Origin of the sequence: Amycolatopsis anabasis, assembly GCF_009765355.1 — a bacterium.
Lineage (GTDB): Bacteria > Actinomycetota > Actinomycetes > Mycobacteriales > Pseudonocardiaceae > Amycolatopsis > Amycolatopsis anabasis.
Genome location: NZ_VTHK01000033.1, coordinates 54,703 through 75,550 on the forward strand (window position 1 = coordinate 54,703; position 20,848 = coordinate 75,550).

A 20,848-nucleotide genomic window follows, 5' to 3' on the forward strand; every position below is an offset into this window, starting at 1 on the left:
AAATAACTTCGGGGCAGTATCAATCGCGTGACCGACAGTGCTCCCGTCGCCGCGGTGCGGCCGGAAAGATCCGGTGGGCGGCGGCGGGGTTGGGGGCTCGCCGGGGTGTGCCTCGGCTTCGCGCTGGTGATTCTCGACGCCAACGTGCTGAACGTCGCGGTGCCGACCTTGCGCGATCAGCTGGGCGCCGACACCAGCGAACTGCTCTGGATCGTGGACGCGTACACGCTGGCCTTCGCCGGGCTCCTGCTGTCCACCGGTTTGCTCGGGGACCGCTGGGGGGCGCGGCGGGGTTTCCTGGCCGGGGCGATCGTGTTCACCGCGGCTTCGCTCGCCTGCGGATTCGCCCCGAATGTGGCCTGGCTGATCGCGGCGCGGGTGCTGCAGGGAATCGGCGCGGCCCTGCTGGCCCCGACCTCGCTGGCGCTCATCCACGCGGCATACCGCGAGAAACGGGCGCGGGCCAAGGCGCTGGGCACCTGGGCGGCGATCTCCGGGATCGCTTTCGCCACCGGGCCCGTCGTCGGGGGCGGGCTCGTCCAGACCATCGGCTGGCGGGGGATCTTCCTGATCAACATCCCGCTCGGCGCCGCGGCGATCCTGCTGGTGTGGTGGCATCTGGACCGATCGCCGTCGCGCCGCATCGCCCTCGACCACACCGGTCAGGTCCTGGCGGCGATCACCTTGACCGCCGCCACGGCCGGGCTGATCGAGGCCAGCCGGCTGGGCTGGGACGCACCGCTGGTGCTCGGCGCCTTCGCGCTCGCGCTGGCCGGTCTGGTGGGTTTCGTCGCCTGGGAACGGCGCCTGGACCAGCCGTTGATCCCGCGTGCGGTGCTCACCTCCCCGCCGCTGCGCGCGGGGCTCATCGCGGGCGCGGCGTTCAACTTCTCGCTGTACGGCTCGTTCTTCGTGTACACGCTCGCCCTGCAGCACGATCGCGGGTACTCGCCGCTGCTCACCGGGCTCGCTTTCCTGCCGCTCACCGCCATGCACACCCCGGTGGCGACCTGGCTCGCCGGCCCGTGGACCGCGGGGCGCGGCCCGCGCGGACCGCTGCTGATCGGGCAGCTCTGCGCCACCGCCGGAACGGCCGGGTTCGCCTTCGCCGGCTCGACGTCCTACCCGCTGCTCGCGGTGGCGCTGCTGGTGTTCGGGCTCGGCTCGGGACTGATCACCACGTCGATGACCGCGCTCGTCCTCGCGCACGCCCCTGCGGACGGCGTGGGCGTCTCCTCCGGCCTGCTCAACGCGAGCCGTCAGTTCGGCGGGGTGCTCGGCGTCGCGTTGCTCGGTTCCCTGACCGCCGACCAGGTCACCGCCCGGATCCCGGCCGCCGAGGCGGTCGCCGCCGTCGTCCTCGCGCTCGCCGTGCTGGCCACCGCGCGCGGCGCCCGCACTTGAACGCGACAAACCCCTGCCCGGCAAGGAGAATCGATGCGGAACGCGACAGTACCGCTGGTGATCATCGGGGCCGGACCGTATGGCCTGGCCCTGTCGGCGCAGTGCCGGCAGGCGGGCGTCGACCACCTCGTCTTCGGTCGGCCGATGTCGTTCTGGAGCGAGCAGATGCCGTCCGGGATGCTGTTGCGGTCCACCTGCGACTGGCATCTGGACCCGCTGGAGACCTACACCCTGGAGCGCTACGCGGCCGACCACGGGCTCGGCCCCGGGGAACTGGACCCGATCCCGTTGCCCCGCTACCTCGACTACGCCGCCTGGTTCCAGGAAAAACGCGGCCTGGTCACCGATCCGCGGCTGGTGTCCCGGCTGGACCTGGTGAGCGCGCGGCCCGGCCGGTTCCGGCTCGCGCTGGACGACGGGACCGAACTCGAGGCGCGGCAGGTCGTCGTGGCCACCGGGATGGGCGCCTGCGCGCACATCCCGGACGAACTCGCCGAACGCCTGCCCGCCGGATCGTTCGCGCACACGAGCGCCTGCGCCGACTTGACCGCGCTGTCCGGGAAGTCCTGCCTCATCGTCGGAGGCCGGCAGAGCGCGTTCGAATGGGCGGCGCTGGCCGCCGAGGCGGGCGCCGCCGAGGTGCACGTCTCCCACCGGCACGCCACCCCGCGGTTCGCGCCGGCGGACTGGACCTGGGTCACCCCGCTGCTGGACCGGTTCGAAGCCGATCCCGGCTGGTACCGCGAGTTGACCGGCGCGGAACGGGACGAGATCACGCATCGGATGTGGCGCATCGGCCGGATGCAGCTCGAGGCCTGGCTGGCGCCCCGGCTCGACCGGCCCGCGGTGCGCCTGTGGCCGGAGTCCCGGGTGCGGTCCGCGCACCGCACGCCCGGCGGCGCGGTGCGGGTCGAACTCGACACCGGGACCACCCTCACGGCCGACCGGATCCTGCTGGCCACCGGCTACCGGATGGACGTCCGGCGGCTGCCGTTCCTGACCGCGGGTTCGGCGCTCGGCGGCGTCGAGGTGGCCGACGGGTTCCCGGTCCTGGACGAATTCTTCCGCAGCACCGTTCCCGGCCTGTATTTCACGAGCAGATTCGCCGTGCGCGATTTCGGGCACTTCTTCGATTTCACCGCGGCCGCGCGGATTTCCGCCCGCATGATCACCGAGGCCGTGCGCGCGAATTCGTCCTGAACTCCGCCCTGACCTAAGGGCGCGAAGGAATCGCAGAAATTGGGGTAATGTGATGAATGTTACGTTACATGGGGTCAAGAGATCCTGCTTGCACAACATCCGGGTCACTTCGGCCGTGCCGTTCTCCGACGCCGAAGTTCCCGAGGGGCTCGTGCTGCCGGAGGCGATGCTGGCCCTGGCCGATCTGGTCCCGTTCGAGCAGGTGATCGTCACCAAGATCGGTGGCGACAACTGGATGAATCGCATGTACACCTACGTGCTGCCCGGGGACACCGAGGAGGTGGAGGCGCGCGGATCGGTGGCGCACCTGCTCGGCAGCGGGGACGTCTGCTGCGCGATCTCGCGGACCACGCTGGATCAGAGCCAGTATCGCGACCACGTCGGGGAGTCCGCCGGGCTGCCGCTGATCGACGTGCGCTTCTATCCCGACGACGCGCGGACCAACGACTACGGCACGGTGAAGGTCCAATTGGAAAGCGGCGGGAACTCCCGCCGGGTCGACGCCATTCCCGACGAACTCGTCGAGCGGCGCCGGGAACTGCCGAGGACCGTGCTGTCCAATCTGCTCACCGGCCTCCAGATCCAGGAGGTGGAACGGCGCGGCTGCATCGAAATGAGCGCCGAACTGCCCATCGAATACATGCGCCGCGCCGGATTCTGCGTCAACCAGAGCATCTTCGTCTACAACTGCAGCCGGGGCGGGGCGTCCGCCGAGAGCTACGTCGTGCCGAGCCTGACGAAGAAGACGATCGGGATCTCCGGCGCGCTGTCGGCGGTGGCCGACGTGGGGGACCGGATCGCCGAAGCCGCCTACGTCAGCACGACCGAGCGGTTCACCCCGACCATCTGCGACCTGCGCCGGGAGCCGGTGCTCACCGCGTAGGCCGGCGTACCGGCGCGTCCTCGGCGGGTCGGCGCCGAGCAGCGGGTAGCCTCGCACCTCGAACTTGTGTTCGGCGAGGAGGAGGTCAGGTGCGAGTGCTCGGCGTCGACCCCGGGCTGACGCGGTGCGGGCTCGGCGTGGTGGACGGGGGCACCGGCCGGTCGGTCAGCTGCGTCGCGGTCGACGTGGTCCGCACCCCGGTCGAGGCGTCGCTGGCGGAACGGCTGCTCGCGGTGTCCGACCGGGTCGAGGAATGGCTGGACGCCTACCGCCCGGCGGCGGTCGCCGTGGAACGGGTGTTCAGCCAGCACAACGTGCGCACCGCGATGGGCACCGCGCAGGCCGGGGGCGTGGTCGCGCTGGCCGCCGCCCGGCGGGGGCTGCCGGTCGTCTTCCACACGCCGAGCGAGGTCAAGGCCGCGGTCACCGGTTCCGGCCGGGCGGACAAGGCGCAGGTCACCGGCATGGTGACCAGGCTGCTGGGGCTGGCCGAGAAGCCGCGTCCGGCCGACGCCGCCGACGCGCTGGCGCTGGCCATCTGCCACCTGTGGCGGGAACCGATGCGCGTGCGGCTCGCCGAGGCCGAGGCGCGCGCGGCCGAACTGGCCCGCACGCACAAGGCGCGGCTGGCGGCGGCCGCGAGGAACGCGAACTCGGCGGCGCGAACGGTGAACACGAGGAGGGCGGGGCGATGATTTCGTCGGTGCGCGGTGAGGTGCTGTCCATCGGGCTGGACCACGTGGTGGTGGAGGTCGGCGGGGTGGGCTTCGCGGTGCAGGCGACCCCGGCCACGCTGGCCACCCTCCGGCGCGGCGAGCAGGCGCGGCTGCACACCTCGCTCGTGGTGCGGGAGGACTCGCTCACCCTGTTCGGCTTCGCCGACGTCGAGGCGCGCGAGCTGTTCACGCTGCTGCAGACGGTGTCCGGGATCGGGCCGCGGCTGGCGCTCGCCGCGCTCGCGGTGCTCGATCCGGACAAGCTGCGGACCGCGCTGGCCGAAGGCAACATCACCGTGCTCACCCAGGTGCCCGGGATCGGCCGCAAGGGCGCCGAGCGGCTGACCCTGGAACTGCGGGACAAGGTGGTCGCCGCGCCGGGCGGCGCGGAGGCCGGCGCGGTTCCCGTCGCGGCCGGTGCGGTCCGGGGCGAAGTCGTCGAGGCGCTCACCGGCCTCGGTTTCGCGGCGAAGCAGGCCGAGCAGGCCGTGGACAAGGTGCTCGCCGGGGACGGCGCCGACGGCACCACCTCGAGCGTGCTGCGCGCGGCGCTGGCCACCCTCGGCCGCAAGCGTTAGGGCCGGGCGTGGACCATGAGCACATGACCGAGCCGGACGACGAGACGTTGTCCGCGCTCGCCCAGAACGGCGAGCGGGACGTGGAAACCACGCTGCGGCCGCGCAAACTCGCGGAGTTCGTCGGTCAGCCGCGCGTGCGCGAGCAGCTCGAGCTCGTGCTGGAGAGCGCGCGGCGGCGCGGGGTCCCGCCCGATCACGTGCTGCTGTCCGGCCCGCCCGGGCTCGGCAAGACCAGCCTCGCGATGATCGTCGCGGCCGAACTCGGCGCGGCCATCCGGATCACCTCGGGCCCCGCGCTGGAACGCGCCGGCGACCTCGCCGCGATGCTGTCCAACCTGGCCGAGGGCGACGTGCTGTTCATCGACGAGATCCACCGCATCGCCCGGCCCGCCGAGGAAATGCTCTACCTGGCGATGGAGGACTTCCGGGTCGACGTGGTGGTCGGCAAGGGGCCCGGCGCCACCAGCATCCCGCTGGAGATCGCGCCGTTCACCCTGGTCGGGGCCACCACCCGGTCCGGCGCGCTGACCGGGCCGCTGCGCGACCGCTTCGGCTTCACCGGGCAGATGGAGTTCTACGCCGACGACGAGCTCGAGCAGGTGGTCCGGCGGGCCTCGACGATCCTCGGCATCGAGGTCGACCCCGCGGGCTGCGGGGAGATCGCCCGCCGCTCCCGGGGCACCCCCCGGATCGCGAACCGGCTGCTGCGCCGGGTCCGCGACTACGCCGAGGTCCGCGCGGACGGCCGGATCACCCTGGACGTCACGCAGGCGGCGCTCCAGGTCTACGACGTCGACGAGCTCGGGCTCGACCGGCTCGACCGGGCCGTGCTCTCCGCGCTGGTCCGGTCGTTCGGCGGCGGACCGGTCGGCGTGTCGACGCTGGCGGTGGCGGTCGGGGAGGAGCCGACTACCGTGGAGGAGGTGTGTGAGCCGTACCTGGTGCGCGCCGGTATGCTCGCCCGCACTCCGCGTGGCCGGGTCGCTACCCCGGCGGCGTGGGAGCATCTCGGCCTGCGCGCGCCGGACGACTGCGGTCGCTTCGACGCCGCGACGCCGAGCTTGTTCGACTAGCAGCACCGGGTGCTGGTGTTTCGCGAGGCACCTGGCACACTCGAAAGAGCACATCCTTCAACAACCGGACGTTTCGACTACCATGCGGCGTCCGCCGAATGGAGAATCATGAATCAGTTATTGCTGCCGCTGCTCCTCATGCTCGTCGTCGCGATCCCGCTGGTGATGGGTACGCGCAAGCAGAAGAAGATGGCGCAGCAGCAGCAGGAGCTGCAGAACAGCCTGAGCGAGGGCGACCGGGTGATGACCACCTCGGGCCTGTACGGCACCGTCGCCGACACCAGCGACGACACGACCATCGACATCGAGATCGCGCCGGGCGTGGTGACCACGTGGCTGCGGCAGGCGGTGCGCGAGAAGGTCAACCCGGTGCTCGACGAGGACGAGTCCGACTCGACCGACGAGGTCGTGGCCGAGACCAGCGAGTCCGCTGTCGAGGCCAAGGAGACCACCGAGGACGAGAAGCCGGGCCCGCAGGTCGCTCCGCCGCTGGAGCACGGCAAGAAGTAATACTTTCGTCGCGCTTTGGTCGCCCGCACCGAGTTTTCGGTGCGGGTCCAACGCCGGGCTCACCCAGCACCGAGTAGTGTCTCGGTGCTGCTGGCGTGTCCGGCGTCTCACTGGCGCGCGGGGGCGCCGTCCGCTGCACCAGACCCCATCGAGGAAGATCCACTTCGAGGAGAACGACCACCGTGGCACCACCGGCCGGGCAGATCCGCCCGGGACGCTATCTCGCCTTCTTCGCTCTGATCGTGGTGGCGCTCTACGCGCTGGTGTTCTTCACCGGTGACGGGAAGCCGACCCCGAAGCTGGGGATCGATCTCCAGGGCGGCACCCGGGTCACGCTCACCGCGCGGACGCCGGACGGCGGCCAGCCGTCCCGGGAATCCCTCAACCAGGCGCGCCAGATCATCGAGACCCGGGTCAACGGGATCGGGGTGAGCGGCGCCAAGGTGGTCCTGGACGGCAACAACGTCGTGATCACCGTGCCCGGCGAGGGCGGCGAACAGGCGAAGAACCTGGGCCGCACCGCCAAGCTCGGCTTCCGCAAGGTGATCAACGCGCAGCCGGTGACGCCGCAGCAGGCGCCGCCCCCGGCGAACGGGCAGCAGCCGCCACCGGCCTCGGGCCAGCCGTCGCAGCCGGGTCAGCCGCCGCAGGGCGGGCAGGCTCCGCAGGGCGGCGGTTCCGGCGCCGGTGCCGCGCCCCAGCAGGGACAGCCGACGCCGCCCCCGAGCGACGGGTCGGTGGACGAGCAGACCGCGAAGGAGATCCAGGCCGCTCGCGCGCAGCGGCAGAACCCCGCGCTGGTGCCCGCCGAGGGCGACCAGGCGGGCGCCGCGGTCGCGCAGCAGCTGCAGGCGCAGGCCATGGCCGCGCTGCAGTGCGGTGCGGCGGATCCGTTGCAGGGCAACGACGATCCGAACCTCCCGCTGGTGGCGTGCGACGACAAGGGCACCGAGAAGTACGTGCTCGGGCCGGTGTTCCTGGACGGCACCGAGGTGGACAACGCGCAGTCCTCGCCACCCGCGCAGGGCAAGGCCGGTTGGACCGTGGACATGCAGTTCAAGTCCAAGGGCACCGAGATCTGGCGGGACTTCACCTCGAAGAACGTCCAGCAGCGCGCGGCGTTCGTGCTGGACACCAAGGTGCAGTCCGCGCCGACGATCCAGAACGCGATCATCGACGGCAAGACCCAGATCAGCGGCCAGTTCACCCAGGCGGAGACGAAGAACCTGGCCGATATCCTGAAGTACGGTTCGCTGCCGCTCTCGTTCGCCTCTTCGGACGCGACCACGGTGTCGGCGACGCTGGGGCTGGCCTCGCTGCAGGCGGGCCTGATCGCCGGTGGTATCGGGCTGGCGCTGGTGTTCCTCTACTGCCTGGTCTACTACCGGCTGCTCGGCGCCCTGACGATCCTGTCGCTCGCGTTGTCGGCGGTGATCGTCTACGCGGTGCTCGTGCTGCTCGGCCGCTGGATCGGGTTCACCCTGGACCTGGCCGGGGTCGCCGGGTTCATCATCGCGATCGGTATCACCGCGGACTCGTTCGTGGTGTTCTTCGAACGGCTCAAGGACGAGGTCCGCGAAGGCCGTTCGTTCCGCTCGGCGGTGCCGCGCGGCTGGGTGCGCGCCAAACGCACGATCCTGGCCTCGGACGCGATCCTGTTCCTGGCCTCGGCGGTGCTCTACGCGCTGGCCGTCGGCGAGGTGCAGGGCTTCGCCTTCACCCTGGGCATGTCCACGGTGCTCGACCTGATCGTGGTGTTCCTGGTGACCCACCCGCTGGTGGCCCTGGCGGCGAAGTCGAAGACGTTGTCCAAACCGAAGCTCACCGGGCTCGGCGGGGTGCAGGAACTCGGCGCGCAGCGCCGATCGGCCAAGTCCGCCGCGGCGGCCGTGAAGGAGGCGTGACGTGACCGAGAAGAAGGAAAGCGTCTTCCACCGGCTCTACGTCGGCACCGGTGCGTTCGACATCATCGGCGCGCGCAAGCGCTGGTACCTGTTCTTCGGGGCGCTGGTGCTGGTGTGCCTGGCCTCGATCGGGATCAAGCAGTTCCACCTCGGCATCGAGTTCGTGGGCGGCACCCAGATCCAGATGCCCGCGCACAGCGTGCGCGGGGAGATCGACGACCAGCGCGCCAAGGACGTGTTCTCCGAGGCCCTGGGCAAGAGCGCCGACGAGGTGCAGAAGGTCGGCACCGGCGGGTCGGCGAGCATCCAGATCCGGTCCGAGTCGCTGAACCAGGGCGAGGTCGCCAAGGTCAAGCAGGCCCTGTTCGACAAGCTGCAGCCGGTCGGGGCGAACGGGCAGCCCAGCCCGCAGGTGATCAGCGACAGCGCGGTCAGCTCCTCGTGGGGCGGCGAGATCTCGCGGCAGGCGTTGATCGCGCTGGCGGTGTTCATCGTGCTGGTGACGATCTTCCTGGCCGTCTACTTCGAGCGGTGGATGGCGGTCGCGGCGCTCATCTCGCTGATCCACGACATCATCGTCACCGCGGGCGTGTACTCGCTGATCGGCTTCGAGGTCACCCCGGCGACGGTGATCGGCCTGCTGACCATTCTCGGGTTCTCGCTGTACGACACGGTGGTGGTGTTCGACAAGGTCAAGGAGAACTCGCGCGGCCTGCTCGGCCTGACGCGGCGCAACTACGCCGAGACCGCGAACCTGGCGCTCAACCAGACGCTCATGCGGTCGATCAACACCTCGGTGATCGCCTTGCTGCCGGTGCTCGGCCTGCTGGTGATCGGCGCGATCGTGCTGGGCGTCGGCACGCTGCAGGACCTGGCGCTGGTGCAGATGACCGGCATGCTGACCGGTGTCATGTCCTCGCTGTTCCTGGCCACGCCGCTGCTGGTCGACTTCAAGATGCGCGACCCGAAGTACAAGCAGCAGGCCGAACGGGTCGCGAACCGGCGGAAGAACCTGGCCCGCAAGGCCGCCGACCGCGAGGCCGAACTGGACACCACCGACGACGAGGCGTTGCAGGCCGAGCTGCGCAAGGAGAAGGCGTACGCGGCGGCCGCGAGCGTGCCGACGCGGAACCCGAAGGCCAGCCCGCGGCGCGGGCGGCCGTCGGGCAAGCGGCGGAAGTAGGCCCGTGCGGCTCGACGAGGCCCTCGGCCTGATCGCCGAGGTCCCGGACTTCCCCGAACCGGGCGTGCTCTTCCGCGACCTGTCCCCGCTGTTCGCCCACCCGGACGGGTTCGCCACCGTGGTCGACGCACTGGCCGATACCCTCGATCCCCAGGTCGAGGTATTGGCCGCGCTGGAGGCCCGTGGTTTCCTGCTGGCAGCGGCGATCGGGTACGCCCGGGGGCTCGGGGTGGCCGTGGTCCGCAAACCGGGGAAGCTCCCCTCGGTCGCCGGGCGGATCGCCTACGACCTGGAGTACGGCAGCGCCGCGCTGGAACTGCCGGTCGGCGTGCTCCGGCCGGGGCAGCGGGTGGCCGTCGTCGACGACGTGCTGGCCACCGGCGGCACCGTCCGGGCCGCCTGCGAGCTGGTCGAGCAGGCCGGGGCGAAGGTCGCCGGGATCTCGGTGGTGCTCGAGCTGGCGGCCCTGAGCGGGCGTGCGGCGCTGGGGGATCGGTCGGTCCGGGCACTGAGCGTGACCTAGGGCACGTCCTGTTCACCGGGCGCTACAGCGCCGGGTGGCGGCCGAGGGTTACGCTGGACGTCCTAGAGGCCGCGCGATCAGCAGGAGGTGCGGTTGAGCCAGGAACTCGATTCCTCGGTGGCTGCCCACGACAGTGCGGATTCCCGCGCGCCCCACCAGGGCGTCACCAGGGCGCCGTCGGCGACCAGGCGCGTCCGCGCCCGGCTGGCCCGCCGGATCACCGCGCAGCGTGCCGCCTCGGTCAAGCAGGTGCTCGAACCGCTGGCCGCGGTGCACCGCGAACTGCACCCGAACGCCGATCTCGCCCTGCTGCAGCACGCCTACGACGTCGCCGAGGAGCTGCACCGCGATCAGCGCCGCAAGTCCGGCGACCCGTACATCACGCATCCGCTCGCGGTGGCCACCATCCTCGCCGAGCTCGGCATGGACACCATCACGCTGGTCGCCGCGCTGCTGCACGACACCGTCGAGGACACCGGCTATTCGCTGGAGAAGCTGTCGGCCGACTTCGGCGATGAGGTCGCCCGGCTGGTCGACGGCGTGACCAAACTGGACAAGGTCAAACTCGGCAACGCGGCGGAGGCCGAGACCATCCGCAAGATGGTCATCGCGATGGCGCGGGATCCCCGGGTGCTGGTGATCAAGCTCGCCGACCGGCTGCACAACATGCGGACCATGCGGTTCCTGCCGCCGGAGAAGCAGGCGCGCAAGGCGCGGGAGACCCTCGAGGTGCTCGCCCCGCTCGCGCACCGGCTCGGCATGGCGACCGTCAAATGGGAACTGGAGGATCTGGCGTTCGCCATCCTGCAGCCCAAGAAGTACGACGAGATCGTCCGGCTGGTCGCGGACCGGGCGCCGTCGCGGGACATCTACCTGCGTTCGGTGATCGGCGAGCTGTCCAGTCAGCTGGCCGGGTCCCGGATCACCGCGAAGGTCGAGGGCCGGCCGAAGCACTACTACTCGATCCACCAGAAGATGATCGTCCGCGGCCGCGAACTCGACGACATCCACGATCTGGTCGGCGTGCGGATCCTGGTGGAGGACGTCCGCGACTGCTACGCGGCGATGGGCGTGGTGCACGCGCTGTGGCAGCCGATGCCCGGCCGGTTCAAGGACTACATCGCGCAGCCCCGGTTCGGGGTCTACAAGTCCTTGCACACCACGGTGATCGGCCCGGACGGCAAACCGCTCGAGGTGCAGATCCGGACCTACGAGATGCACCACACCGCCGAGTACGGCATCGCCGCGCACTGGCGGTACAAGGAGACCAAGGGCACCCATTCGGGCAACTCGGTCGACGTCGACGAGATGGCGTGGATGCGCCAGCTGCTCGACTGGCAGCGGGAGGCGGCCGATCCGGGCGAGTTCCTCGACTCCCTGCGCTACGAGCTGGCGACCCGCGAGATCTTCGTGTTCACGCCGAAGGGCGACGTGATCACGCTGCCGGTGGGCTCCACCCCGGTCGACTTCGCCTACGCGGTGCACACCGAGGTCGGGCACCGCTGCATCGGCGCGCGGGTCAACGGCCGCCTGGTCGCCCTGGAACGCAAGCTGGAGAACGGCGAGGTCGTCGAGATCTTCACCTCGAAGGCCGAGGGCGCCGGGCCGAGCCGGGACTGGCTGTCGTTCGCCGGTTCGCCGAAGGCCCGCGCGAAGATCCGGCAGTGGTTCGCCAAGGAGCGCCGCGACGAGGCCATCGAAGCGGGCAAGGAGGCGATCACCAAGGAGGTCCGCAAGATCGGGCTTCCGTTGCAGCGCCTGGTTTCCGCCGAGGCGATGGGTGCGCTGGCGGCCGAGTTGCGGCATCCGGACATCAGCTCGCTCTACGCCGCGGTCGGCGAGGGCCACACCAGCGCCAAGCACGTCGTGCAGCGCCTGGTCGCCCTGATCGGGGGCGTGGAGGAGGCGGAGGAGGAGCTCGCCGAGCGGTCCACACCGTCCACGGTCACCCGGCGGCGCGGCTCCAACGACGTCGGCGTCGTGGTCAAGGGCGCCAGCGATATCTGGACCAAACTGGCCCGCTGCTGCACTCCGGTGCCCGGCGACGAGATCCTCGGGTTCGTGACCCGGGGCGGTGGCGTGAGCGTGCACCGCACCGACTGCACGAACGCCGACGAACTGCGCGCGCAGCCGGAGCGGCTGGTCGAGGTCGAATGGGCGCCCTCGGAAACCTCGATCTTCCTGGTCGCCATCCAGGTGGAGGCGCTGGACCGGCACCGGTTGCTCTCGGACGTGACCAAGGTGCTCGCCGACGAGAAGGTGAACATCCTGTCCGCGTCGGTGACCACCTCGCGGGACCGGGTGGCGGTGAGCCGGTTCTCCTTCGAGATGGGCGATCCGAAGCACCTCGGCCACGTGCTGAAGGTGGTGCGCGGCGTGGAGGGCGTCTACGACGTCTACCGGGTCACTTCGGCGTCTTGACCTTGGCCGGGAAGGTCACGCCGGTCAGTTCCTCGGACAGCGTCCAGAGCCGTTTCGCGGCGGCCGGATCGCTCGCGGCCGCGGTCCGGCCGACCAGGGCCGGGCCGCCGCGCATCTCGCCGGGCCCGTCGGGACCGACGTAGCTCGCCCCCGGCAGGTCCTGGGTCGCGGCGTACAGCGTCGGCAGCGCGCCCGCGTGGTTGTCCTGGGCGATGAACCGGTTGCCGATCGCCATCAGCTTGTTCAGCACCGCGCTGCCGCTGCGGCCCTGCAGGTTGGTCGCCGCCCAGCCCGGATGCGCGGCCAGCGCGCGCACCGGTGAGCCGGATGCGGCGAGCCTGCGCTGCAGTTCCAGCGTGAACAGCAGATTGGCCAGTTTGGACTGGGCGTAGGCGCTCCACGGCGAGTACTCGCCGGTCAGGTTCGGGTTGTCGAAACGGATTCCCTTGGTGCGCCGGTGGGCCCCGGACGACACGGTGACCACGCGGCCGGTCACGTGCGGCAGCAGCAGATTGGTCAGCGCGAAGTGGCCGAGGTGGTTGGTGCCGAACTGGGTCTCGAAGCCGTCCTTGGTCTGGGACTCCGGGATGGCCATCACCCCGGCGTTGTTGATCAGCAGGTCCAGCTCGCCCGTCCAGGATTCCGCGAACTCGCGCACCGACGCCAGGTCGGCGAGGTCGAGGCGGCGGACCTCGGTGCTGCCCTGGACCGCGCGCGCGGCCGCCCGGCCGCGTTCGGGATCGCGCACGGCGAGCACGACCCGGGCGCCCGCCCGGGCCAGCGCCTCGGTGGTGGCGATGCCGAGCCCGCTGTTGGCGCCGGTGACGATCGCGGTCCGGCCGGTGAGATCGGGGAGGTCGGTTGCGTTCCAATTAGTCATGTCCGCCAATGTAGGCAGTGACTACAATGATGTCAATGCCAACAATGATGACGGTGACAACATATCGTTATGCTGATCGGCATGCGCCGTTACCACCATGGAGACCTGCGGGCCGCGCTGCTCGAACGCGCGGAACAGACGTTGCGGGAGAAGGGCGTGGAGGCGCTGTCGCTGCGGGAGCTGGCCCGGGACATCGGGGTCAGCCACGCCGCGCCCAGCAGGCATTTCAAGGACAAGCGGGCGCTGCTCGACGCGCTCGCGCTCGCCGGGTTCGAGCGGTTGCTGGGCGATCTCGAGCGCGCCGGGCGGACCGAAGGCGCGTTCACCGACCGGCTCGTCGCGGTGGCCCGGGCCTATGTGGACTTCGCGGTCGGCGACGCGGAACTGCTCGACGTGATGTACACCGGCAAGCACGCCCCGGACGCGTCCGCCGAACTGACCGCCGCCGGGCACCGGATGGGCGTCCTGATGCACGAGGTGCTCGCCGAGGGCCAGCGCGCCGGGGAGGTCCGCGCGGGCGACCCCGGGCGCATCGCCCTGGCGGCTTTCGCGGCCCTGCACGGATTCGCCAGCCTCGCCGCGAGCGCCATGGTGCCCGTCGAGGGCTTGCACGAGAACATCGGTTTCCTGGTCGAGGACCTCCTCCTGGGGCTGCGGCCCCGCGGGTGATCGAGCGCACGCCTGGGGAGGTCGCGCGCCGACTACGCTCGGCAAACATGATCGAAGGACTCGAGTTCGCCCGGGACGGCGAAATCGCCCGGCTGACGTTCGCCCGGCCGGAGAAGAAGAACGCGATCACGCACGGCATGTGGTCGGCGATTCCGGACGTGGTGGCCGAAGTCGAACGGGACCCGGACCTCAAGGTCCTGCTGATCACCGGGGCGGGCCAGGACTTCTCGGCGGGTGCGGACATCAGCGAGTTCCGCGATCTGCGCTCCAGCGCAGAGGGCGCGGCCACCTACGACAAGGCCGTGGACGGCGCGGTGCGCGCGCTGACCGGGATGCGCAAACCGAGCGTGGCGATGATCCGCGGGAACTGCATCGGCGGCGGCTGCCAGGTCTCGGTGGCCTGCGACTTCCGGTTCGCCGAGGCGGACGCGCGCTTCGGGATCACCCCGGCGAAACTGGGGATCGTCTACGACTTCCCGTCCACCCGGCAGCTCGTGGCGCTGGTGGGGCCCGCGCACGCGCGGTACTTCCTGCTGTCGGGCGAGCTGATCGACTCCGCCCGCGCGCGGGAGATCGGTCTGGTCAACGACGTGTTCACGGCCGAGGCGCTGGAGGAACGCACGCTGGCGTTCGTCCGCACGCTGTGCTCGCGGTCGCAGGCCTCGATCCGCGGGATGAACCGGATCATCGAGAAGATCCTTTCCGGGCAAACCGAAACCGACGACGAGGTGGACCAGATCCGGCTGGCCGCGGTGCACGGCGAGGACTACGCCGAGGGCGTCGCCGCGTTCCTGGAACGCCGCAGGCCGAACTTCACGTTCCGGTGAGCGCGCCGGTCGTCGCGGTCGTCGGCAGCACGATGATCGACATGATCGCGTACCTCCAGCGGACCCCGGCCGCCGGAGAGACGATCGCGGGGGAGGAGTTCGCGCTCGGCTTCGGCGGCAAGGGCGCGAACCAGGCGGTGATGGCGCGGCTGCTCGGCGCCGAGGTAGTCATGGTGAACTCCCTCGGCGACGACGTGTTCGCCGAAATGACGCTGGCGAACTTCGCCGAGCACGGGATCGACACGACCCACGTCACCCGGGTCGCCGGGTGCAGCAGTGGCGTGGCGCCGATCTGGGTCGAGGCGGACGGCACGAACCGGATCGTCGTGGTGGCCGGGGCGAACGCGCGGATGACCGAGGAGCAGGCGCGCGGCGCGGTGACCGGGTTGCCGCGGCTGGACCTGGTGCTCGGGCAGTTCGAGATCCCGCAGGAAGTGACCACCGCCGCGTTCCGGGCCGCCCGCTCGCGGGGCGCGGTGACCGTGCTCAACCCGGCACCGGCCGCGCGCGTGGCGCCGGAACTGCTCGCGGTCACCGACTGGATCCTGCCGAACGAAACCGAATTCGCCGATCTGGCAAGGAGTTTCGGCCTCGCGGTTTCCGGGATCGACGACCCCGCGATCGTCGCGCTGGCCGGGGCGCTCGGCACCCGGCTGGCGGTCACCCTGGGGGAGCGCGGCGCCGCCGTGCTCGGCGCGGACGGCCACGTGCACCGGATCGCCCCGCCGGAGGTCACCGCCCGGGACACCACCGGCGCGGGCGACGCCTTCGTCGGCGCCTTCGGCTACGCGCTGGCCAGCGGCCGGGACGAACTCGCCGCCGCCCGCCTCGGCTGCGCCTGCGCGTCGGCCAGCGTCACCCGCCCCGGCACCCAGAAGTCCTTCCCCACCGGCGATTCCCTGCACTCCGCCCGCACCTGGGCCACCACCGCCTGAAGCCCATCTTCCCCCAATGCGGCTTTCGGTACCTTCAACGCCCCGAATGCCGCATTGGGTACATCTAGTGCCCCGAAAGCCACATTGGGGGAAAACGGCGGCCGGAAGCTAGATTTCGTCCCAGGGGTTGGTGTTGTACGCGTCTTGGATGAAACGGGTGAGGCGCGGGTCGACGGGGAGGTCGGTGCCGTCGAGGGAGCCCAGTGGGCGGCCGATGGTTTCCGAGTTGGTGATGAAGGTGGCGGCGAAACCGGGGAGGTCGGCGGGCCGGACCTCGCGGGTTTCGGCCGGGATTCCCAGTTCCCGCAGGCCTTTGCGCACCAGTTGCTGGCTGATCCCGTCCAGCACCGGCGCGTCCGGCCAGACCACCGTGTCGCCGTCGAAGAAGCCGACGTTCCAGATCGAACCCTCGGTGACGCGGCCCTTGCCGTCCACGAACAGCGCGTCGTCGTAACCGGCGAGCAGCGCCTCGCGGAGGTGGTGCACCAGGCCGAACGTGCCGAGGTGCTTCACCTCCGGCAGCACGCGTTCGTAGTGCACCGACCGCACCCGCAACGGGGTGTCCGGCGACTCGGGAGCAGGCGGGCCGGTGCTCACCAGCACGTCCGGGACCACCGGTTCGCGCGGATCTTCGAGGTTCGGGCGGCCGTAAACCTTGACCCGCACCGAAAGCGCGCCGCCGCCGGCCACGGCCTGGCGCAGGTAGCCCCGCACCAGGTCCGTGTCGAGTTCGTGGCCGAACAGCAGGCGCGTGCTCGCCTTGAGCCGCCGCAGGTGTTCGGCGAGCCCGCGCACGCGGCCATCGCGCACCTGCATCGCGGTGAAGTGCCCGTACCCGGCCATCGCGGGCAGCGCCAGGTTCTCGGCGGAGGCGGGCTCCCCGTTGACCTCCAGGCGGGACATTCCTACGCGTCGACCGTGACCGCGGTGAACTTCACCGGCGTCTTCGGCTTGCCGGTGCCGTCCTGGCCCGCGGCGGCCGGATCGATGCCGTCGCGCGCGATCTTGTCCAGCACCTTCAGCCCGTCGTCGGAGATGCTGCCGAAAACCGTGTAGTCGGGCGGAAGCTGGGCATCGCCGTAGACCATGAAGAACTGGCTGCCGCCGCTGTTCGGCGCTTGCGTCTTGGCCATCGCGAGGATGCCCCGGCCGTACTTCAACTCCGGGAAGTTCTCGTCCTTGATGGTGTATCCCGGCCCGCCGGTGCCGTCGCCCTTCGGGTCACCGCACTGCAGCATCTGCAGCCCTTCGGTGCCGAGCCGGTGGCATTCGGTGTCGGTGTAGTAACCCTGCTTCGCCAGGCTGATGAAGCTGTTCACCGTGCACGGCGCGAGCGCGCGGTCCAGCGTCAGCGGAATGTCGCCGACGGTGGTCTTGATGGTCGCGTTCACCGTGCCGCTGGACGAAATCTGCCCGCCGGGCGGGGTGTTCACCTGCTTCGCCGCGGGCTCGCCCTGGCTGGCGGCATACTCGCAGCTGACCGGGTTCGGCAGCGGCTGCGGGCGCTTCGGCATGGCCGCGCGCTCGGTCGGGATCTGCACCGGGGGCGGCGTCGTTTCCGGCGAGTTCGTCGGCGAAGCGCTCGCGTTGTCGCCGCTGTCCCGCGTCGCGAAGAAGACCACCAGCCCGGCGACGATGACCACCGCACCCACGGTGACGCCGACGCCGATGATCCTGCGCCGTTTCGCGCGCTCGGCCCTGCGGGCGAGTTGCCGTTCGAGCTTGCGCTTCGCGGCCTCGCGGCGCTGCTGGTTGGTCGCCACCTGCCCTCCAGGATTCCACTCGATGTCATGAACCGGGCTGGCGGCAGTCTATGGGCAGAGCCTGTGAGAACCCTGTACAGGTCCCGCTAGGGTGTCCACCTGTCGCCAATGGCCACTCGCGGAGGTGGGATTTCTTGCTCGTCGTCGGGTTTCCGGCCGGCGCCTTCCAGGCCAACTGCTACCTGCTCGCGCCCGGCACGGACGGCGACTGCGTGCTCGTCGACCCGGGACAGGGCGCCACCGAGCGGATCGGCGAGGCGCTGCGCGAGCACCGGCTGACCCCGGCCGCCATCCTGGCCACCCACGGGCACCTCGACCACGTCCACAGCGCGGCCGAGGTCGCCGAAGCCCACGACGTGCCGGTGTGGATCCATCCCGGGGACCGGGAGCTGCTCGCGGATCCGTTCCGCGGCTTGGGCCCCGAACTGACCTCCGCGTTCGACGGCCCGGTCCGCCTGCCCGAACCCGCGCGGATCCGCGACCTCGAACCCGGGGCGCTCGCGCTCGCCGGGCTCGAACTCGAAGTGCTGCACACCCCGGGGCACACCCCCGGCTCGGTGGTGTTCCGGCTGGACACCCCGGAGGGCGGCCGGATCGCACTCACCGGCGACACGTTGTTCGCCGGTTCCATCGGCAGGACCGATCTGCCGGGCGGCGATGCCGGGCGGATCGCCGAATCGCTGCACACGCTGACGACCACGCTGTCCGACGAGACGGTGCTGCTCCCCGGGCACGGGCCCGCGACGACGATCGGCCAGGAACGCACGCGAAATCCGTTCCTGTCGGGGGCGGGCCAGGGGGTATGCGGATGAACGACTCCGGTGACCAGACGGCCGCCGCCGAGCCCGAACGGCTCCCGCTCTACCACGACGATCCGGCGCTGCGCCGGCGCCGCGGCTGTTCGGGACTGGTCGGCGTGCTCATCTTCGCGGCCGCGTCCGGCGGGATCGCCGGACTGATCGGCGGCCGGATCGCCGGGCTGGTGGCCGCCGCGGTGGTCGGCCTGCCCCTGCTGTACGTCGTGCTGTTCAACGTGCGCCGCCGGATCTGGCTGGAAGGCGGCACGGTGCTCGTGCGGACCTGGCGCACCCGCCGCATCGATCTGGTCCAGGCCGAGCGGATCGACCTGCTGGTCACCGATGTCCGGGGCACCCGGACCGTGGGCCTGCTGATCAACGCCGGTCGGCGCGGCAAGACCGTGAAGATCGACCTGGCGATCTACTCCGGCGCCGGGGGCCGGGAACTCGGCGTGGTCGCACTGCGCAAACTGGCGAACGCGTTGATGAACAACACCGACGCCAACGGCATGGTGTTCGCCGAGTTGCTGGTCGCCCAGCTGAAGGCCGAGGCGCGCGGGGGCGGGGTCGCCGAGCGCCCGCTGTACCGGCTGGCCTCCGCCGCGCCCTCGGGCAAGCTCGCGCAGCGGTTCACCATGGAGGCGGTCAGCCGTTTCGTGGCGACCCTGGACTGATCCCGGGCCGGTCCCGCCCGGCTTCGGCCAGCCGCTTCTCGATCGCGGCGAGCTGCTCGCGCACCGACTCCAGCTGGTACACCACCTCGGGCAGTTCCTCGGCGGCGAAGGTGGCCAGCCGTTCGACGTGCCGGATGGCGTCCCGCAGTTCCTCCAGCGCGGTCGCGATCCGCGGGATCCCTTCCACCGCCCGCAGGGCCGAGCGCGCGGTGCGCAGGGCGGTGTTCAGCACGAAACGCGGGAGCGCCAGTACGACGTCGAACACGGCCCCTCCAGGCGAGCGCGGCCAGGTGCGCGCCATTGGTACCGCACCGCCCGGCCCGCCCGATCACGGGGGGTCACCCATGAGGGTGTAGTGGCTACTGTGTGCTGCTGTGACTGGTGTTACTCGTGGGGTTGATGGGTTCCTGGGCCGCGATAAGAGCGGCCACCACGGTGGTCACCGGCACGGCCGCGACGATCCCGACACTCCCGGCGAGCGTGCGCACGATCTCCTGCGCGATGTCCTCCGAACCGAGGATCGAGCCCAGCCCGACCCCGGAGATCGACGAGTACAGCAGGACCGGCAGCGCGGCGCCCGCGTAGGCCATCACCAGCGTGTTCACCGCGGAGCCGACGTGATCGCGGCCGATCCGCAGCCCCGACCGGTACAGCTCGCGCCAGCCGAGCGCGGGGTTGGCCCGGCGCAGTTCCCACACCGCGCTGGTCTGCGTCACGGTCACGTCGTCGAGCACGCCGAGCGCGCCGATCACCACCCCGGCGAGCAGCAGGCCCCGGGCGTCGATGCCGTGCCCGAGCGAGCCGATCAGCTGCGAGGCGCTGTCGTCCAGGCCGGTGAGCGACGCGGCCGCCGAGAACACCGCGGAGAGCCCGCCGATGAGCGCCAGGCTGACCAGGGTGCCCAGCACCGCGACCGAGGTCCGCGCGGACAGTCCGTGCGTCAGGTACAGCGCGATGAACATGATCACCCCGGCACCGGCGATCGCGACCAGGAGCGGATTCTCCCCGGCCAGGATCGCGGGCAGGATGAACAGCGCGATCACCACGAAGCTCAGGGCCAGCGCGATCAGCGCGGCGACGCCCTGCCACCGGCCGAGCACGATCACCGCGAGCGCGAACAACGCGGCCAGCACCACCAGCGGCAGCCCGCGCTGGAAGTCGACGAGCTGGTAGGACGCCGGATCCCGGACGTCCCCGCCGTTGTAGGAGAGCACCACCTCGTCGCCCGCGGCGAACCGCGGGGTGCTCGGTTCGAGCGGCACGGTGAGCCGGACGACCTGGCCGCTCGCGGCGCCGTCGGTCAGCCCGACCTCGACCGTCAGGCACGGCTTCTCGTCCGGGGCGGGCTGGTCGCCGACCTGGACCTGGCCCTCCTGCAGGCACGGCCCGGTGGTCGCCTTGGCGATCGTGCCGTGCACCGGGGTGCCCTGCGGGACCACGCTCTTCGGATCCGGTTTGCCCCACGGGTACAGCACCAGCGCGCCGATCACCGTGGCCAGCGCGACCGGGATCAGCAGCCAGCTCAGCAGCAGCCGGACGCGCCGGGACGCGGGCGCGGCCGGGCCGTGCCCATGGCCGTGGCCGTGGCCGATGTCGGGCAAGGCGGGCTTCGCCGCGCGGGACCGCTTGGCCGGGGCCGCCTTGGCGGGCGCCTGCCGGGTCGGCCGGTCCGCGGCCCGGCCGGTCTTCTCCGTTCCTTCCGGCCGGGCGGTCCGGTTCGCGGCCGTGCGCGGCTGGTCCGGCCGGGCGCGGCGGGCGGGCTGACCGGCCGCCGCGCTCCGCTGCGGCCGCCGGGGCGCCGCGGGCCGCTGCTCGGGAGGCGGCGTGCGGCGACCACCCGGCACCCGGCGGATGGGCCCGGTGTCGTCGTCGGCGTTGTCGTCGCGGGGCACCGCAACATCCTCCACA

At 71.2% G+C, this 20,848-nt stretch carries 21 protein-coding genes; 16 read left to right on the forward strand and 5 right to left on the reverse strand.

Translation table 11 applies throughout. The features are described 5' to 3' along the window. Nucleotides 1-27 precede the first annotated feature (27 nt). The 11 genes from FXO23_RS33780 (at nt 28) to FXO23_RS33830 (ending at nt 12,395) form a co-directional block, all read left to right on the forward strand. Complete coding sequence (locus FXO23_RS33780; protein WP_158889799.1) at nt 28-1,404, forward strand: MFS transporter; 1,377 nt, start codon at nt 28-30, stop codon at nt 1,402-1,404. A gap of 33 nt (nt 1,405-1,437) precedes the next feature. Beyond that, complete coding sequence (locus tag FXO23_RS33785) at nt 1,438-2,604, forward strand: FAD-dependent oxidoreductase (RefSeq protein WP_158889801.1); 1,167 nt, start codon at nt 1,438-1,440, stop codon at nt 2,602-2,604. 88 nt (nt 2,605-2,692) lie between these two features. Next, entirely contained in the window at nt 2,693-3,487 is a 795-nt protein-coding gene (locus tag FXO23_RS33790; protein ID WP_218952228.1) for an aspartate 1-decarboxylase, read from the forward strand. Nucleotides 3,488-3,576: 89 nt separating this feature from the next. Beyond that, on the forward strand, nt 3,577-4,182 hold the full coding sequence (ruvC, locus tag FXO23_RS33795; RefSeq protein WP_158889805.1) for a crossover junction endodeoxyribonuclease RuvC: 606 nt from the start codon (nt 3,577-3,579) through the stop codon (nt 4,180-4,182). Next, entirely contained in the window at nt 4,179-4,781 is a 603-nt protein-coding gene (gene ruvA, locus FXO23_RS33800; protein ID WP_158889807.1) for a Holliday junction branch migration protein RuvA, read from the forward strand. The genes ruvC and ruvA overlap by 4 nt, the downstream gene beginning before the upstream one ends. Nucleotides 4,782-4,804: 23 nt before the next feature. After that, nucleotides 4,805-5,854, forward strand: coding sequence for a Holliday junction branch migration DNA helicase RuvB (ruvB, locus tag FXO23_RS33805; RefSeq protein ID WP_158889809.1), 1,050 nt, complete (start codon nt 4,805-4,807; stop codon nt 5,852-5,854). A gap of 108 nt (nt 5,855-5,962) precedes the next feature. Then, the gene (yajC, locus tag FXO23_RS33810; protein ID WP_158889811.1) at nt 5,963-6,364 is read left to right on the forward strand and encodes a preprotein translocase subunit YajC; all 402 of its coding nucleotides are present in this window, start codon (nt 5,963-5,965) and stop codon (nt 6,362-6,364) included. A gap of 182 nt (nt 6,365-6,546) precedes the next feature. Then, the gene (secD, locus tag FXO23_RS33815; RefSeq protein ID WP_158889813.1) at nt 6,547-8,268 is read left to right on the forward strand and encodes a protein translocase subunit SecD; all 1,722 of its coding nucleotides are present in this window, start codon (nt 6,547-6,549) and stop codon (nt 8,266-8,268) included. A 1-nt stretch (nt 8,269) separates the two neighbouring features. Continuing rightward, nucleotides 8,270-9,451 carry a protein translocase subunit SecF gene (gene secF, locus FXO23_RS33820; protein WP_158889815.1) on the forward strand — a complete coding sequence of 394 codons (1,182 nt, stop codon included), beginning with the start codon at nt 8,270-8,272 and terminating at the stop codon, nt 9,449-9,451. Between the two features lie 4 nt (nt 9,452-9,455). Next, nucleotides 9,456-9,974 carry an adenine phosphoribosyltransferase gene (locus tag FXO23_RS33825; RefSeq protein ID WP_158889817.1) on the forward strand — a complete coding sequence of 173 codons (519 nt, stop codon included), beginning with the start codon at nt 9,456-9,458 and terminating at the stop codon, nt 9,972-9,974. A gap of 93 nt (nt 9,975-10,067) precedes the next feature. Further along, a complete protein-coding gene (locus FXO23_RS33830; protein ID WP_158889819.1) occupies nt 10,068-12,395 on the forward strand; it encodes a RelA/SpoT family protein in 2,328 nt (775 codons plus the stop codon). Here FXO23_RS33830 and FXO23_RS33835 read toward each other — a convergent pair. Continuing rightward, complete coding sequence (locus FXO23_RS33835) at nt 12,379-13,275, reverse strand: oxidoreductase (protein ID WP_158889820.1); 897 nt, start codon at nt 13,273-13,275, stop codon at nt 12,379-12,381. The two genes, FXO23_RS33830 and FXO23_RS33835, sit on opposite strands and share 17 nt — an antisense overlap. An 81-nt stretch (nt 13,276-13,356) precedes the next feature. Here FXO23_RS33835 and FXO23_RS33840 point away from each other — a divergent pair, with 81 nt between their 5' ends. The 3 genes from FXO23_RS33840 to FXO23_RS33850 are packed head-to-tail and all read left to right on the forward strand — an operon-like array spanning nt 13,357 to nt 15,706. Continuing rightward, a complete protein-coding gene (locus FXO23_RS33840) occupies nt 13,357-13,944 on the forward strand; it encodes a TetR/AcrR family transcriptional regulator (protein ID WP_158889822.1) in 588 nt (195 codons plus the stop codon). 47 nt (nt 13,945-13,991) lie between these two features. Then, nucleotides 13,992-14,771 carry an enoyl-CoA hydratase/isomerase family protein gene (locus FXO23_RS33845; protein WP_158889824.1) on the forward strand — a complete coding sequence of 260 codons (780 nt, stop codon included), beginning with the start codon at nt 13,992-13,994 and terminating at the stop codon, nt 14,769-14,771. Beyond that, the gene (locus tag FXO23_RS33850) at nt 14,768-15,706 is read left to right on the forward strand and encodes a ribokinase (protein ID WP_218952229.1); all 939 of its coding nucleotides are present in this window, start codon (nt 14,768-14,770) and stop codon (nt 15,704-15,706) included. The genes FXO23_RS33845 and FXO23_RS33850 overlap by 4 nt, the downstream gene beginning before the upstream one ends. Nucleotides 15,707-15,814: 108 nt before the next feature. On the opposite strand, the gene FXO23_RS33855 is transcribed toward FXO23_RS33850, so the two are convergent. Both FXO23_RS33855 and FXO23_RS33860 read right to left on the reverse strand, forming a co-directional pair. Beyond that, nucleotides 15,815-16,609, reverse strand: coding sequence for an aminotransferase class IV family protein (locus tag FXO23_RS33855; protein ID WP_158889826.1), 795 nt, complete (start codon nt 16,607-16,609; stop codon nt 15,815-15,817). A 2-nt stretch (nt 16,610-16,611) separates the two neighbouring features. Further along, entirely contained in the window at nt 16,612-17,469 is an 858-nt protein-coding gene (locus FXO23_RS33860) for a peptidylprolyl isomerase (protein WP_158889828.1), read from the reverse strand. Between the two features lie 134 nt (nt 17,470-17,603). Here FXO23_RS33860 and FXO23_RS33865 point away from each other — a divergent pair, with 134 nt between their 5' ends. Then, the gene (locus tag FXO23_RS33865; RefSeq protein ID WP_158889830.1) at nt 17,604-18,281 is read left to right on the forward strand and encodes an MBL fold metallo-hydrolase; all 678 of its coding nucleotides are present in this window, start codon (nt 17,604-17,606) and stop codon (nt 18,279-18,281) included. Beyond that, a complete protein-coding gene (locus FXO23_RS33870; RefSeq protein ID WP_158889832.1) occupies nt 18,278-18,940 on the forward strand; it encodes a hypothetical protein in 663 nt (220 codons plus the stop codon). The genes FXO23_RS33865 and FXO23_RS33870 overlap by 4 nt, the downstream gene beginning before the upstream one ends. Here FXO23_RS33870 and FXO23_RS33875 read toward each other — a convergent pair. Both FXO23_RS33875 and FXO23_RS33880 read right to left on the reverse strand, forming a co-directional pair. Next, on the reverse strand, nt 18,912-19,205 hold the full coding sequence (locus FXO23_RS33875; RefSeq protein WP_158889834.1) for a hypothetical protein: 294 nt from the start codon (nt 19,203-19,205) through the stop codon (nt 18,912-18,914). The genes FXO23_RS33870 and FXO23_RS33875 overlap by 29 nt on opposite strands. Nucleotides 19,206-19,299: 94 nt before the next feature. Beyond that, entirely contained in the window at nt 19,300-20,832 is a 1,533-nt protein-coding gene (locus FXO23_RS33880; RefSeq protein WP_179956958.1) for a YibE/F family protein, read from the reverse strand. Nucleotides 20,833-20,848 lie beyond the last annotated feature (16 nt).